This is a genomic window from Aeromicrobium jepli (assembly GCF_047246605.1).
Classification (GTDB): Bacteria; Actinomycetota; Actinomycetes; order Propionibacteriales; family Nocardioidaceae; genus Aeromicrobium.
The window spans coordinates 134,861-147,939 of record NZ_JBFOKO010000007.1; the positions used below are offsets into that span (position 1 = coordinate 134,861).

14 protein-coding genes are annotated in these 13,079 nt (G+C 72.8%); 6 read left to right on the top strand and 8 right to left on the bottom strand.

What is annotated here, in order from left to right:
• Positions 1-42 precede the first annotated feature (42 nt).
• Both AB3M81_RS14150 and AB3M81_RS14155 read left to right on the top strand, forming a co-directional pair.
• Positions 43-2,016: a sensor histidine kinase gene (locus AB3M81_RS14150; protein ID WP_412904555.1), complete on the top strand. Its 1,974-nt coding sequence runs from the start codon at positions 43-45 to the stop codon at positions 2,014-2,016.
• Positions 2,013-2,672: a response regulator transcription factor gene (locus AB3M81_RS14155; protein ID WP_412904556.1), complete on the top strand. Its 660-nt coding sequence runs from the start codon at positions 2,013-2,015 to the stop codon at positions 2,670-2,672. The genes AB3M81_RS14150 and AB3M81_RS14155 overlap by 4 nt, the downstream gene beginning before the upstream one ends.
• Here AB3M81_RS14155 and AB3M81_RS14160 read toward each other — a convergent pair.
• A complete protein-coding gene (locus tag AB3M81_RS14160; protein WP_412904557.1) occupies positions 2,669-4,240 on the bottom strand; it encodes a glutamate synthase-related protein in 1,572 nt (523 codons plus the stop codon). The two genes, AB3M81_RS14155 and AB3M81_RS14160, sit on opposite strands and share 4 nt — an antisense overlap.
• Before the next feature lie 9 nt (positions 4,241-4,249).
• Positions 4,250-4,750, bottom strand: a complete 501-nt coding sequence (locus AB3M81_RS14165; protein WP_412904558.1) for a winged helix-turn-helix transcriptional regulator — start codon at positions 4,748-4,750, stop codon at positions 4,250-4,252.
• A gap of 54 nt (positions 4,751-4,804) precedes the next feature.
• Between AB3M81_RS14165 and AB3M81_RS14170 the strand changes: the two genes are divergently transcribed.
• Genes AB3M81_RS14170 through AB3M81_RS14185 form a run of 4 tightly spaced genes read left to right on the top strand, consistent with a single transcriptional unit; the run spans position 4,805 to position 8,382 of the window.
• A complete protein-coding gene (locus AB3M81_RS14170; protein ID WP_412904559.1) occupies positions 4,805-6,166 on the top strand; it encodes an MFS transporter in 1,362 nt (453 codons plus the stop codon).
• A complete protein-coding gene (locus tag AB3M81_RS14175) occupies positions 6,163-6,930 on the top strand; it encodes an acyl-CoA thioesterase (RefSeq protein ID WP_412904560.1) in 768 nt (255 codons plus the stop codon). Before AB3M81_RS14170 ends, AB3M81_RS14175 begins: the two co-directional genes overlap by 4 nt.
• A gap of 27 nt (positions 6,931-6,957) precedes the next feature.
• Positions 6,958-8,208 carry a hypothetical protein gene (locus tag AB3M81_RS14180; protein ID WP_412904561.1) on the top strand — a complete coding sequence of 417 codons (1,251 nt, stop codon included), beginning with the start codon at positions 6,958-6,960 and terminating at the stop codon, positions 8,206-8,208.
• A 42-nt stretch (positions 8,209-8,250) separates the two neighbouring features.
• Positions 8,251-8,382, top strand: a complete 132-nt coding sequence (locus tag AB3M81_RS14185) for a hypothetical protein (RefSeq protein WP_412904562.1) — start codon at positions 8,251-8,253, stop codon at positions 8,380-8,382.
• On the opposite strand, the gene AB3M81_RS14190 is transcribed toward AB3M81_RS14185, so the two are convergent.
• From AB3M81_RS14190 to AB3M81_RS14215, 6 genes are all read right to left on the bottom strand, one after another.
• Positions 8,383-8,916: a nucleotidyltransferase family protein gene (locus tag AB3M81_RS14190; protein ID WP_412904563.1), complete on the bottom strand. Its 534-nt coding sequence runs from the start codon at positions 8,914-8,916 to the stop codon at positions 8,383-8,385. It lies immediately after the preceding gene.
• Complete coding sequence (locus tag AB3M81_RS14195; RefSeq protein WP_412904564.1) at positions 8,909-9,733, bottom strand: ABC transporter permease; 825 nt, start codon at positions 9,731-9,733, stop codon at positions 8,909-8,911. The genes AB3M81_RS14190 and AB3M81_RS14195 overlap by 8 nt, the downstream gene beginning before the upstream one ends.
• A complete protein-coding gene (locus AB3M81_RS14200) occupies positions 9,730-10,515 on the bottom strand; it encodes an ABC transporter permease (RefSeq protein ID WP_412904565.1) in 786 nt (261 codons plus the stop codon). Before AB3M81_RS14200 ends, AB3M81_RS14195 begins: the two co-directional genes overlap by 4 nt.
• Positions 10,508-11,341, bottom strand: a complete 834-nt coding sequence (locus AB3M81_RS14205; RefSeq protein ID WP_412904566.1) for an ABC transporter ATP-binding protein — start codon at positions 11,339-11,341, stop codon at positions 10,508-10,510. The genes AB3M81_RS14200 and AB3M81_RS14205 overlap by 8 nt, the downstream gene beginning before the upstream one ends.
• A 7-nt stretch (positions 11,342-11,348) precedes the next feature.
• A complete protein-coding gene (locus tag AB3M81_RS14210; RefSeq protein ID WP_412904567.1) occupies positions 11,349-12,404 on the bottom strand; it encodes an ABC transporter substrate-binding protein in 1,056 nt (351 codons plus the stop codon).
• 126 nt (positions 12,405-12,530) lie between these two features.
• On the bottom strand, positions 12,531-13,007 hold the full coding sequence (locus AB3M81_RS14215) for a nucleoside deaminase (RefSeq protein ID WP_412904568.1): 477 nt from the start codon (positions 13,005-13,007) through the stop codon (positions 12,531-12,533).
• Positions 13,008-13,079 lie beyond the last annotated feature (72 nt).

The following is a 13,079-nucleotide window of genomic DNA, read 5'->3' on the forward strand; positions in this document are numbered from 1 at the left end:
GAACCGCGTCCCGGCGCCGCTCCCCCGTGCCACGATGCTTGCGTGTCCCGCCTGACCGATCCGCAGCTGCGGCGCCTGGCCGCGATGCTGGTCGTCGCGTCGCTGGCCTGCTCGATCGCCGCCGTCGCGCTGCACGCCGCGGCCCAGGCCCGGTCCCCCGAGGTCCCCGTCTTCGCGTGGTCGAACGTCGCCCTGGGGGCCACGTGGCCGCTCGCGGGACTCGTCGTCGTGCGGGCGCAGCCCGCGAACCGCTGCGGCTGGCTGCTCGTGGCGACCGCGTGGATCTCGCTCTACCAGCTGCTCGGCGAGTACAGCATCTGGAACGCGTACGTCGGTGACCTGCCGCTGTCCGCCCTCAGCGACTGGACGTCGATGTGGGGCTTCGCGCTGTACCTCGTGGTGCTGCCGCTCGTGCCGATGCTGTTCCCGGACGGCCGGCTGCCGTCGCGCCGGTGGCGCCCGTTCGCGCTCTCGCTGCTCGCGGCCGCCGCGACCGTCGCCGTGTGCCGCATGGTGGTCCCCGGCCGCAGCGACGTCGACCCCCTCGTCACGAACCCGATCGACATCCCGGCGCTCGAGGTCCTGAACTACGTGGTGCTACCCGCCGCCCTCTACGCCAACCTCGTCGGCATCCCGGCGGCGATCGTGGCCGTGCTGCTGCGCATGCGGCGCTCCGTGGGCGTCGAGCGGATCCAGCTGCAGTGGCTCGCGCTCGGCGGCGTCGTCGTGCTCGTCTCCCTGCTGCTCTCGGCCATCCCGGACATGCACCCCGCGGTCTTCGCGGTCGGACTGCTCGCGGTGCCGTTCGCGATCGCCGTCGCGGTCGTGCGCCACCGCCTCTTCGACGTGGACGTCGTGCTGGGTCGCTCGGTCGTGCTCGTGGCCGTGCTGGCCGTCGTGACCGCGGGCGGCACGTGGCTGCTGCTGCGGCTCGACCCCGAGGTCGCGGGCACGCGCCGCGGCGTCTTCCTCATCGCGGCGCTCGCCGTCGCCGCGGTCCTGGTGCGCGCGGCCGTCCAGCACGCCGTCGATCGGTGGCTCTTCCCCGAGCGCCAGAGCTCGCGGCTGCTGGGACGCCGCATCGCCGCGGCGATGGCGGACTCGGCCGAGCCTCAGCAGGCGCTGCGGGAGCTGGTCGCCGCGGTCCGCTCGACAATGCGCCTGCCCTACGTGGCGTTCAGCGCGCCGGGCGGCGCGCGCGTGGCGAGCGGACCGCGACCCGACCACGTCGTCGCGCTCGACGCCGTCGCGATGGGCCGCACCGTCGGGCTCCTCGAGGTCGGGCCGCGGCGCGAGCGCGAGGGGTTCACCGACCAGGAGCGCCAGGTCCTCGACGAGTCCGCCGCCCAGGCCGCGATGCTCGCCTACGCCTCGGGGCTCGTCGCCGACGTGCAGCGCAGCCGCGCCTCGATCGTCGGTGCCCGCGAGGAGGAGCGTCGCCGCCTGCGCAACGACCTGCACGACGGCGTCGGTCCCTCGCTGGCCGCGATCGCCCTGCAGGCCGACGTGCTCGCGACCCGACTCGCGGACGGTCCGCACCACGACGAGGCGGCACTCATCCGCGACCGGCTGCGCCAGGCCGTGGCGCAGGTGCGCTCGGTGTCGCACGGCCTCCGGCCGCCGATCCTCGACCAGATGGGACTCGAGGTCGCGCTGCGCCAGCTCGTCGAGACCGTGGCGCCCATGACGGGCGAGGCCGACGTGCACGACCTCGCCGACCTGCCCGCCGCGGCCGAGGTCACGGCCTACGCGGTCGCCGCCGAGGCCGTCACCAACACCGTCAAGCACAGCGCCGCCTCCACCGTGCGACTCGAGGCGCGGCGGATGCCCGGCGCCGTCGTGGTGCAGGTCGCCGACAACGGACGTGGCCTGCCCGCCCATCCGCGCGCCGGCGTCGGCCTGGCGTCCATGCGCCAGCGCGCCGCGGAGGTCGAGGGCACGCTCGAGCACCTGTCCACCCCCGGCGGCGGGACCACCGTCCGCCTCACGATCCCCCTCCCCGAGGAGAGCCGATGACCACCGTCCTCGTCGTCGACGACCACGAGCTGTTCCGCGCCGGCATGCTGGCCGTGCTGGGCGCACTGCCCGGGATCGAGGTCGTCGGCGAGGCCGCGACCGGCGAGGACGCCCTCGACGCCGTCGGCCGGCTCGACCCCGACGTCGTGCTGATGGACCTGCGCATGCCCGGCATGGGCGGGCTCACCGCGACCGCCCGGGTGACCGAGCGGCACCCCCGGACGCGGGTCGTGGTGCTGACGATGAACGAGGACCCGGACTCGATCTTCGCCGCCCTGCGCGCCGGGGCCCGCGGCTACCTGCTCAAGGAGTCCGGAGCCGAGGACGTCCACCGCGTGGTCGAGGGCGTGATGCGCGGTGAGGCCGTCTTCGGCCCGAAGGTCGCCGAGCAGGTCGTGCGGTTCTTCTCGGTCGGCTCCCCCGCCGGTGCGCCCGCGGCCTTGCCGTTCCCGCAGCTGACGACGCGCGAGCGCGAGGTGCTCGACCTCATGGCTCGGGGTCTGGACAACGCCGGCATCGCGCGCCGCCTGTTCCTGTCCGAGAAGACCGTGCGCAACCGGGTGAGCGACGTGCTCGCGAAGCTGCAGGCCGGCACGCGCGCCGAGGCGGTGGCGCGCGCTCGCGACGCGGGGATCGGCGAGGACCGCCGCGGCTAGTGCCGCGAGTCCTCCTCCTGGTCCTCGCCCAGGTGGGCCATGACGTCGACGAGATCGTCCTGGAGCGCCTTGCCCAGCTCGCCCCAGCCCGGCTCGTAGCCGTAGAGCTCGCGCAGGGACACGTGGAGGCGCTGGCCGTCGAGGATGTCGATGTCGTCGGCGTTGATCATCCCCGGATGGACCACGCCGACCGCCTCGGAGACCTTCAGCAGGTCGCGCCGCAGCGCGAACAGGTAGTTCGCGAACCGGGTCTTCTTCAGCGTCGGGTCGAGGCCGCGCGTGTACCGGGGGTTCTGCGTCGCCACGCCGACCGGGCAGTGGTCAGTGTGGCACTTCTGCGCCTGGATGCAGCCGATCGAGAGCATCGCCTCGCGGCCGACGTTGACCATGTCCGCCCCCAGCGCGAAGGCCACGAGCGCGTTCTCGGTCAGGCCGAGCTTGCCGGCGCCGATGAACGTGAGGTCGTCGGTCAGCCCGGCGGCGGCGAACCGCTTGTAGACCTCGGAGAAGGCGATCCGGAACGGGTACGCGACCGAGTCGGCGAAGATCATGGGCGCCGCGCCCGTGCCGCCCTCGCCGCCGTCGATGTTGACGAAGTCGACGCCGCGCGTGCGGGGCTCCATCTTCTCGACGAGCTCGTCCCAGAAGTCCATGTTGCCGACGGCCGACTTGATGCCGACCGGCAGCCCGGTGGCGTCGGCGACCAGCTCCACGAAGTCGAGCATCGAGTCCACGTCGTCGAACGCGGAGTGCCGGCTGGGCGACGCGCAGTCGGCGCCCTCGGGGATGCCGCGGATCTCGGCGATCGTGCGATCCACCTTCGCGCCGGGAAGCATGCCGCCCAGGCCCGGCTTGGCGCCCTGCGACAGCTTGATCTCGATCGCGCGCACGGGCGCCGATTGGACGAGGTCGACGAGGCGGCCGAGATCGAAGCGGCCGTGCTCGTCACGGCAGCCGAAGTACGCCGTGCCGATCTGGAAGACGAGATCGCCGCCGCTGCGGTGCGGCGGGGCGATCGACCCCTCCCCCGTGTTCTGCATGCACCCCGCGATCGCGGCGCCCGCGTTGAGCGCCTCGATCGCCGGCGCCGACAGCGCGCCGAAGCTCATCCCGGAGATGTTCACCACCGACGCCGGCCGGAACGCGTGCCGGCGCCCGCGTGGGCCGCCGAGGACCTTGGCGGACGGCAGCGGCGTGCCCTCGCTGCCGTGCGGCGCGGTGGTCGCCCCCGGTCCCGCGAACGTGCGGTGCTTGATGATCGGGTAGCCGACGACGCGCTCGACGTCGTTGTCGGTGCCGAAGCCGAAGTAGTTGTTCTCGCCCTTCGCGCTCGCGTAGACCCAACGGCGCTGGTCGCGTGAGAACGGACGCTCCTCGTCGTTGCTGGTGACGATGTACTGGCGCAGCTCGGGACCGACGGTCTCGACCCAGTACCGGAAGTGCCCGATGATCGGGAAGTTGCGCAGGATCGCGTGCTTGCGCTGCGTGAGGTCGTACGCGGCGACGCCGCCCAGTGCCGCTGCTGCCGCCCCCGCGATCGTCGCGCCGGCTCGTGTGCCTCGTCCCATGCCTCAGGTCTAACCCTGCGCGTCGGCCCTGTCGACTCGAGCCGCCGGGATGATCCCGCCGTCGGGAGCGCCGCGTCCGTGTCGCAGCTGCAGGTCGCGGCCACGCAGGCGCTCTCCGCAGTGCGAGCACACGAGCTCGGCGTGCGTCTCGTGCCCGCAGGACGCGTGCACCGCCTCCACGGGCGGTCCGTCCGTGGCGAGCCACCTGTCGCCCCACTGGCGCAGCATCGTCAGGACGGGCCACAGCTCGCGCCCCTGCTGGGTCAGCACGTACTCGGATCGCGGCGGCCGGTCGGAGTACTGGACCTCCTCGAGGATCCCGTGGTCGACGAGCGTCTGCAGGCGCGCCGAGAGGACGTTGCGCGCGATCCCGAGGCGGGACTGGAACTGCTCGAACCGGGTGACGCCCATCATCGCGTCGCGCAGGATCAGCGGGGTCCACCATTCCCCGATCACCTCCAGGCTCTGGGCGATCGAACAGTTCATGTCGGCGAAGCTGCTGCGGCGCATGGCATCAGACTAGTCGGTTGCGTCATGCAATGCACTGATCCTACAGTGCATTGCATGACGCAACTGACAGCGCGCACGAGCGCTCCGCCCGCCGTGATGGCCGTCGTCGCGGTGGGCGTGCTGCTCTCCGGCTTCGACCTGTTCATCGTCAACGTCGCCCTGGGCGACATCGCCGTCTCGCTCGGGGTCGACGACCTGTCCGACCTCTCGTGGATCCTCAACGCGTACGCGATCACGTTTGCCGCGCTGTTGGTCCCCGCCGGACGCGTGAGCGACCTGATCGGCAGCAAGCGCGGGTTCCTCGCCGGGCTCCTGGTGTTCACCGCCGCCTCGGCCGCGTGCGCGCTGACGTCCGACCTGGGCGCGCTCGTCGGCTTCCGCGTCCTGCAGGCGGCCGGCGCCGCGCTCATGATCCCCTCCTCGCTGGGGCTCGTGCTCGCGGCGTTCCCGGCCGAGTCCCGCTCCGGCGCCGTGCGCCTCTGGGCGGGACTCGGCGGGATCGGTGCGGCGCTGGGCCCCGTCGCCGGAGGTGTCCTCGTGCAGGCCGACTGGCGCTGGGTCTTCCTGGTCAACGTGCCGCTGGGACTCGCCGCCGCGTTCGTGGGATGGCGGGTCCTCCCGGTCACGGCCGGGCATCCGGGGACGCGCCCGGGCCTGGGCGGCGCCGCCCTGCTCGTCGTCACCGTCGCCGCCCTCGTGCTGCTCCTCGTCGAGGGACCCGAGTGGGGCTGGACCTCGTCGCGGACGCTGGCGGTCGGTACCGTCGTGGCGCTCGGCCTCGTCCTCAACGCGGCGGCCGTGACGCGGGCCGCCGCACCGATCGTCACCCCCGCCCTGCTCCGCACGCCGCACTTCGCGGCCATGAGCGTCACGCTGCTCGCGTTCCACGTCGCGTTCGGCGCGATGCTGCTGTCCGTCGTCCTGTGGCTGCAGGACGTGTGGGACCTGTCGGCGCTGCGCACCGGCCTCGCCATCGCGCCGGGCCCGCTCCTGGTGCCCTTCGTCGCCGTCTACGGAGGACGGCTCATCGCGGTGATCGGGCCGCGCGCCGTCATCGCGCTGGGCAGCGGGGTGTTCACGGCCGGGGTCGCGTCCTGGGCCCTGCTCGCCGGTCCGTCGACCGCCTACGCGGCCTCCATCCTGCCCGGCATGCTGCTCACCGGCATCAGCGTCGGGCTCGTCGTTCCGCCCGCCATGGCCCTCGGCACGAGCCAGCTGCCGCCGCCCCAGCACGGGACCGGCTCGGCCGTCCTGCAGACCGCGCGGCAGGTCGGCATCGCGATCGGCGTCGCCGTCGTGGTCGCCGTCCTGACTGCGGGACCGCCCGGCGCCGAGGCGTTCGCGACGGCGTGGTGGACGACGGCGGCGTTCGCGCTGCTCGCCGCGGCGACCACGTTCACGAGGTCGGCGCGATGACCGCGGCCATCGCGGACGTGCTGGCGGGCGAGCGGCTCGACCTGCGACCGTTCAACGGCTTCGGCGGACTGCAGGGCGGGCTCGTGGCGGCCATCGCGCTGCGCGGAATGCGGGCCGCCGGGCCGGCCGGGCTCGTCCCGGTCGAGCTGACGGCGCACCTCGTACGGCCCGTCACCGAGCATCCGGACGTCCGCGCACAGGTCGCGCACGAGGGCCGCGCCACGAGCCTCGCGACGGCGACGGTCACGTCCGCGGGCGCCACGTGCGCGGTCGCCACCGCCGTCCTCACCACGCCGCGCGAGCCCCAGCTGCCCACGCTGCGCGTCCCGCTGCCCGACGTCGACCATCCCCTCGAGCACGCCCCGCCGTTCGTCGTCCCGCCCGAGTTCGTCCCGATCAGCACGCGCATCGAGGTCCGGCCCGCGACCGCTCCCCTGCCGTTCTCGGCGTCGCCCGAGCCGAACCTGCGCGCCTGGATCAGGCTCCTCGAGCCGGTCGCCGATCCGTGGGAGCGGCTGCTCGTCCTCGCCGACGCGCTGGCCCCGTCGCTCTCGGCCGTCATGACGGACCTGCGCGCCATCCCGACCGTCCGGACCACCGTGCGGTTCACGCCCGAGGTCGCGAGGCGGGACTTCTCCTGGGTGCTCGTCGACGCGACCACGACCGAGGCGAGCGACGACGGTTGGCTCACGGAGGTCATCACGATCTGGGATCCGGACGGGACCACGCTGGCGACCTCGTCGCAGTTGCGGACGGTCCGCTGACCGGCCCGGAGGACTAGGCTCGCGAGTGTGGCGACCGCGTCCTCCCTCGGCTTCGCCGCCGCGATCGGCGGCGTGGGCGGCGCCTGCTTCGCGGCCCGGCGTGGGCCCCGGGTGGCGGCACTGGCCGGGCTCGCCGGGGCGGCCGGACTGGCGACCTCGGAGGCCGTGGCCCGCGCCCACCAGCGCCCGAACGAGATCCCGGCCCTGTGGCAGCGGATCGCGGTGAGCGCCGCGCTGGTCGCTCCCGCCGGCTCCGCGGCCGAGGCGGCCGGCGCGGGACCGCGCACGATCGGCACGCTCGCCGGCGCCACCGTCGGCGCGCTGGGCATCCGCCCGCAGAAGGTCGTGATGGGACCACTCGTCGGGCTGGCGGTCGGAACCCTGCTGCGACGCACAGGCGCACCGGGCTCGGTCGTCGCCGCGGCGGCCGTCGTCGCGCAGCGGGTCCTCTCCGCCGCCGTCTTCCGGGACCCGCAGGTGAGCCTGCTCGCCGAGCGCGCCCGGACCGAGGATCTGCCGTTCGTCGTGCCGCGTCCCGCGCGGTCGCGCTACGTCGGCACCGACTACGTCCACGCCCTCGCCGAGGAGCTCGGCGGCACCTACACGCCCGACAGCCGGGACACGGGGATCGTCGCCTCACTCGACGCGCTCGCCGGCCCCGACCTCGACCCGCGCGAGGTCGATCCGCTCGTGCGCGAGTTCTACGAGCACACGACCAGGTTCGCGCTCGACATCGTCCCGCGCTGGCGCGCCTGGGTGCGTCCCGGCTACCTCGCATACCGGACCGCCGTCGCCCGGCCGCTGGGCCAGGCGAGCATGCCGATGAACCAGCGCGAGGCCCAGCGCGGCATCCGCAGCCGCATCGACACGATCTCGGGTGTCGACGGGACCGTCTCGGTCCGCGGCTGGATCCGGTCGTTCGCGGACGACGACGAGCCGATCATACTGGGCATCTACACGACCTACGAGGTCGACGGCGCCGGCTACGTGAGCGTCGGGTTCCCGCTGCCCGAGGGCAGCTTCACCGCCACCCTGCGGCCGCAGAACCGTCCCGACGGCGGCCTCACCCTGACGAGCCGCGTCGACGACGGTCAGGCCGGGCACTACCTCTCCTACGTCGACACCGCGGCGGACGAGCTCACGACGCTGGCCGTGCCCGGGTTCGAAGAGCGGCTCGACGTCTTCCTCCGGGACGGGGTCCTGCGCGCGGAGCACGCCTTCCGGATCTTCGGCTACCCCTTCCTCACCCTCGACTACCGGATCACCCGCAAGCCCTGAGGCCGTTGACGCCGTGCCGTCCTCGGGGCGCACGGTGAGCAGGTGACCACCGTGCTGGACGTGGACTACCTCGTGGTGGGCGCCGGGGCCATGGGGATGGCGTTCACCGACGCGCTGGTCGACCACGCGGACGCGCGCGTCGCGATCCTCGATCGGCTCGCGCAGCTCGTGTGATCAGCGGTCGACGTCGTCCCCGCCGCCGAGGTCGGTGCAGTCGACCTCGGTCACCCCGAGGTCCGCCATCGCCTCGCCGGGGCGCTCGCACCGCGTCACCACGGGCCAGTGCCGCCGGCCGATGACGACCGGGTGTCCCGGACGCCCGTCGTACGTGGCCCGCACGACCGTCCCGTCGTGCGCGCCCTGTGCCACCCGGGCGACCGACGCCGCCGTGAGGCCGGGCAGGTCCACGAGGGTCACGACCGCCACGTCGCCGCGCGCCGCGCCGAGGCCCGCCCTCAGCGACGCCGCCGGTCCCTGCGCCCAGTCCCGCGCGAGCACGACCTCGGCCCGCGGGGGCACGAGGTGCACCGCCGTCTCGGCGAGCGCGCCGAGGACGACGACGACGTCGCCGCAGCCTCCCTCGACGAGGACGTCGACGGCCCGCCGGCACCAGGGGACGCCGTCGGGGTCGCGGACGAGCGCCTTCGGCATCCCGTACCGCCGGCCCTCGCCCGCGGCCAGCACGATGCCGACGGGCCGTTCACGCACGGCCCGCGTCCTTGCCGTACCGCGCGAGCACGAACGACTCGAGAACCTGTGCCAGCGTGTAGAGCAGCAGCGACACGACCGTCACGACGATCACGAGCGCCCAGACCTCGTTGTTCTTGGACTGGCCCGCGGCCGACACGACCGCGTAGCCGATCCCCTGGCCCGTCGCGAGCCACTCGGCGATCAGCGCGCCGGTGATCGCACCCGGCACCGAGATCCGGATCGCGGCGAACAGCGACGGCAGGGCGGACGGGAACGCCACCTTGAGCAGGGCGTCGCGCTCGGTGCCGCCGTAGACGTGCACGACGTCGCTCATCTGCGGGCTCGCCGAGCGCAGCCCGAACACGATGCCGACGACCGCCGGGAAGAGCACGACGATGCCGCTGATGACGGCGACGGCCGAGAGCCCGCGGCCGAAGATCATCCGGATGACGGGCGCCAGCGCGATGAGGGGCACGGCGCGCAGGATCATCGCGACCGGCATGACCGCGGCCTCGACGCCCCGGGACAGGACGATCACCCCGGCCAGGACGATCGCGGCGAGCATGCCGGCCGTGAAGCCGATCGCGGCGTCGCGCAGCGTGATCACCAGCTGGTCCAGCACCTGCGCCCGGTTCTGCGATGCATCGTCGCCCGTGAACAGGAACTCGGCGACGTCGCCGGGGCCCTTCGCGACGAACGGGTTGTCGACGAGCCCGACGACGGTGACCCACAGCAGGTAGACGATCACGGTGACGAGCAGCGCGTTGCCGAGCGCCCTGCCGACGCCCCGGGCGACGACGCCCGCGCTCCCGCGCACCCCGGCGACGGCGCTCATGCGGTCCTCCCGGTGGACCAGGGCGTCACGACCCGGCCCAGCAGGCCCAGCAGTGCGTAGGCGGCACCGGCCACGAGCGCGCAGACGAACATGATCCCCCAGGCACGCTCGACGTCGAGGTTCTGCTGCGCGTTGATGAGGGCCGGCCCGACCCCCCGGTCCACGCCGCCGATGTACTCGCCCAGGATCGCCCCGAGGAACGCCGCGGGCGCCGCGATCTGCAGCGCCGAGACGATGTACGGCAAGGCGGACATGAGCTGGACCTTCGACATCTGCTTCCAGCGACCGCCGCCGTACACGCTCACGACGTCGAGGCTCGTCGCGTCGGCGGAGCGGAAGCCCAGCACCGCGCCCACGACCGTCGTGAAGAACACCGAGATCGCCGCGAGCACCACCGCCGTCGGGGACGCGTCGCCGGGGCCCTCGGCCCCGCCGAGGATGATGTACAGGATCGGCACGATCGCGACGATCGGCACGCAGTAGCTGATGACCGCGACCTGCGTGATGACCTTCTCGAAGACCGGCACGAGCAGCACGACCGCGGCGAGCGCGAGCGCGATCAGGTTGCCCCACAGGAAGCCGAGCGAGGCCTCCTTCACGGTGCCGGCGAAGTTGTTGACGTAGAACCGCGCACCGTCGTCGGCGAACCCCGCCAGCACGCCCCACGGCGTCGGGATCGCCTTGTCGGCGAACACCGTCGTCGCGGCCAGCGCCCATACCACGACGATGCCGCCGAGGCCGAGGGCGCCGTGCAGGATCGTCCTGCCGCGCGACTCAGTCATCGACGCCGGACCCGTGGGCGCCGAACAGCAGCTCGGACGCCCGGTCGTGCAGGGCGTGGAACTCGCGCGTGCGCATCATCTCGGGCACGCGCGGGCGCGGCAGGTCGACGTCGATGACCTCCTGCACGCGACCGGGCCGCGCGCTCATCACGGCGACCTTGTCCGACAGGAAGATCGCCTCCGAGATGCCGTGCGTGACCATGAGCGTCGTCGCGGGCTTCTCGGTCCAGATCCGCAGCAGCTCGACGTTGAGCCGCTGGCGAGTCATGTCGTCGAGCGCGCCGAACGGCTCGTCGAGCAGCAGCACCGACGGCTTCACGGCGAGCGCCCGCGCGATCGAGACGCGCTGGCGCATCCCGCCCGAGAGCTGGGCCGGCTTGGCCTTCTCGAAGCCCTCGAGGCCGACGAGCTTGATCAGCTCGGCCACGAGGGCGTCGTCGCGGTCGCGACCCGACACCTCGAAGGGCAGCCGGATGTTCGACAGGACGCTGCGCCACGGCAGCAGCGCCGAGTCCTGGAACGCGATGCCCAGCTCGTGGTTGCGGCGCAGCTCCAACGGCGACTTGCCGTCGACCAGTGCCGTGCCGCTCGACGGCTTCTCGAGGCCGGCCAGGATGCGCAGGATCGTGGACTTGCCGCATCCCGACGGGCCCAGCAGCGACAGGAAGCTGCCCCGGTCGGTGAACAGCGTCGCGTCGTCGAGCGCCGTGACGCTGCGGCGACCCATCGTGAAGGTCTTGGTGAGGTTCTGCAGGCGGACCCCGGTGCCGAGGGAGCCATCGACTCCCACGGCACCGGACCCGGCCAGCACTTCAGGCGTGCTCATCGGCTCATCAGCCCTTGAGGTCGGGCTTCTCCTCGTACAGCTCGTCCAGCAGCGACAGGTCGAACACGTCGGCGGCCTCGACGTCGATCCCGGCGCGGCCGAGCGAGGTCAGGTTCTCGTCGAGCAGCGCGTCGCTGATCGTGAACAGGCCGTTCGCGGCGGTCTCCTCGGTGTTGATGAGGCTCTCGCACTGGACCGTGTTCTGCTCGATCTCCTTGTCCATCTCGAGCTTGAGGTCCTTGCCGTACTCCTCGACGGCCAGGCGCGCGCCCTCCTCGATGTCGGCGCAGGCGTCCTTCCAGCCCTTGATCTCGGCCTCGAGGAACGCCTTGACCATCTCGGGCTGCTCCTGGATCGTCTGGTCGGTCGCGATGATCGACTCGGCGACGAACGGCAGGCCGTTGTCCGCGAAGGGCAGGTTCGTCGTCTCGATGCCCTGCGAGGCGACGAGGATTGCCTCGTTGGTCAGGTAGGCCACGAAGCCGTCCACCTCCTTGTTGACCAGCGGCGCGGGGTCGTACTCGACCGGCACGATCGTGACGTCCTTCTCGTCGATGTCGTTCGCGGCGAGCAGGGCCTTGAACAGGATCTCGTTGCCACCGGCCTGGACGCCGATCTTCTTGCCCACGAGATCGGCCGGCGTCGCGATGTCACCCGTGTCCTTGCGCGACAGGATCGTGAACGGGTTCTTCTGGTACGTCGTGCCGACGATCTTCAGCGGCGCGTCCTCCTCCGCGATGACCTGCGCGGCGGTGACGGCGTTCGTGAGGCCGAAGGTCGCCTTGCCCGAGGCGACGAGGTTCTCCGTGGCGCCGGGGCCGGCGTTGAGCTTCACGCTCGAGAAGCCGGCGTCGGCGAAGTAGCCCTTCGAGTCGGCCATGAACTCGCCGGCGAACTCGGCGTTCTTGATCCACGACAGCTGGACCGTCAGCGGACCGAAGTCGCTCTCCTCGCCGGAGGCGGGCTCGTCGGCCTCCGAGCCGCAGGCGGCCAGGGTGAGTGCCGCGGCGGACAGCACGGCGGCGAACCGCACGGTCCGGCCGGGACGGAACGTCTTCTTCATGTGTGAACTCCTAGTGCGAGCAGCCGCGGCTGCGACGACGAAACCCCCGTTACAGGCCGTGACGCTATGAGCCCTGCGTTTCACGGCCCCGCGCGCGCGGTTACGCAGCCGTAAATCCTCCGCGGGTCAGTACGTGACCTTGGCCGCGTGCGCCAGCCACGTGTCGAACGGGCGCGCGGCCGCCTCCGTGGGCATGCCCTCGACGAGCACCTGCCACGTCGAGCGGTCGCGCGCGAAGAGCTCGTAGAACTCGCGGTCGTCGAAGCCGCCGCGGGCCGCGTCGTCGCGGTCGGCGGTGTAGACGACGCGTCCGAGGCGCGCCCACAGCGAGGTGGCCAGGCACATCGGGCACGGCTCGCACGACGTGTAGAGCGTCAGCCCCGCCAGGGAGAAGTCGCCGACCTCGCGGCACGCCGCGCGGATCGCGACGACCTCGGCGTGGGCGCTCGGGTCGAGGTCGCGGGTCACGCGGTTCTGGCCCGTCGCGACGACCTCGTCGCCCCGGACGATCAGGGCGCCGAACGGACCGCCTCCCGCCGAGACGTTCTCCACGGCGAGGTCGACCGCCATCGAGAGCCAGCGTGCGTCGTCGGGTCGGGTCATCGGGGCCTCCTGGTTCCGGGTGGGCGGCCATCGTCGCAACCGGGTGTTTCTTGTCCGTTTCGTCGCTGTCCC

Bases quoted from the DNA above. Each gene is read 5' to 3' on its own strand.
- AB3M81_RS14170 (WP_412904559.1), top strand. From the start codon at position 4,805: ATGACGCAACTGACAGCGCGCACGAGCGCTCCGCCCGCCGTGATGGCC.
- AB3M81_RS14200 (WP_412904565.1), bottom strand. From the start codon at position 10,515: ATGACTGAGTCGCGCGGCAGGACGATCCTGCACGGCGCCCTCGGCCTC.
- AB3M81_RS14165 (WP_412904558.1), bottom strand. From the start codon at position 4,750: ATGCGCCGCAGCAGCTTCGCCGACATGAACTGTTCGATCGCCCAGAGC.
- AB3M81_RS14175 (WP_412904560.1), top strand. From the start codon at position 6,163: ATGACCGCGGCCATCGCGGACGTGCTGGCGGGCGAGCGGCTCGACCTG.
- AB3M81_RS14160 (WP_412904557.1), bottom strand. From the start codon at position 4,240: ATGGGACGAGGCACACGAGCCGGCGCGACGATCGCGGGGGCGGCAGCA.
- AB3M81_RS14215 (WP_412904568.1), bottom strand. From the start codon at position 13,007: ATGACCCGACCCGACGACGCACGCTGGCTCTCGATGGCGGTCGACCTC.
- AB3M81_RS14210 (WP_412904567.1), bottom strand. From the start codon at position 12,404: ATGAAGAAGACGTTCCGTCCCGGCCGGACCGTGCGGTTCGCCGCCGTG.
- AB3M81_RS14155 (WP_412904556.1), top strand. From the start codon at position 2,013: ATGACCACCGTCCTCGTCGTCGACGACCACGAGCTGTTCCGCGCCGGC.
- AB3M81_RS14195 (WP_412904564.1), bottom strand. From the start codon at position 9,733: ATGAGCGCCGTCGCCGGGGTGCGCGGGAGCGCGGGCGTCGTCGCCCGG.
- AB3M81_RS14205 (WP_412904566.1), bottom strand. From the start codon at position 11,341: ATGAGCACGCCTGAAGTGCTGGCCGGGTCCGGTGCCGTGGGAGTCGAT.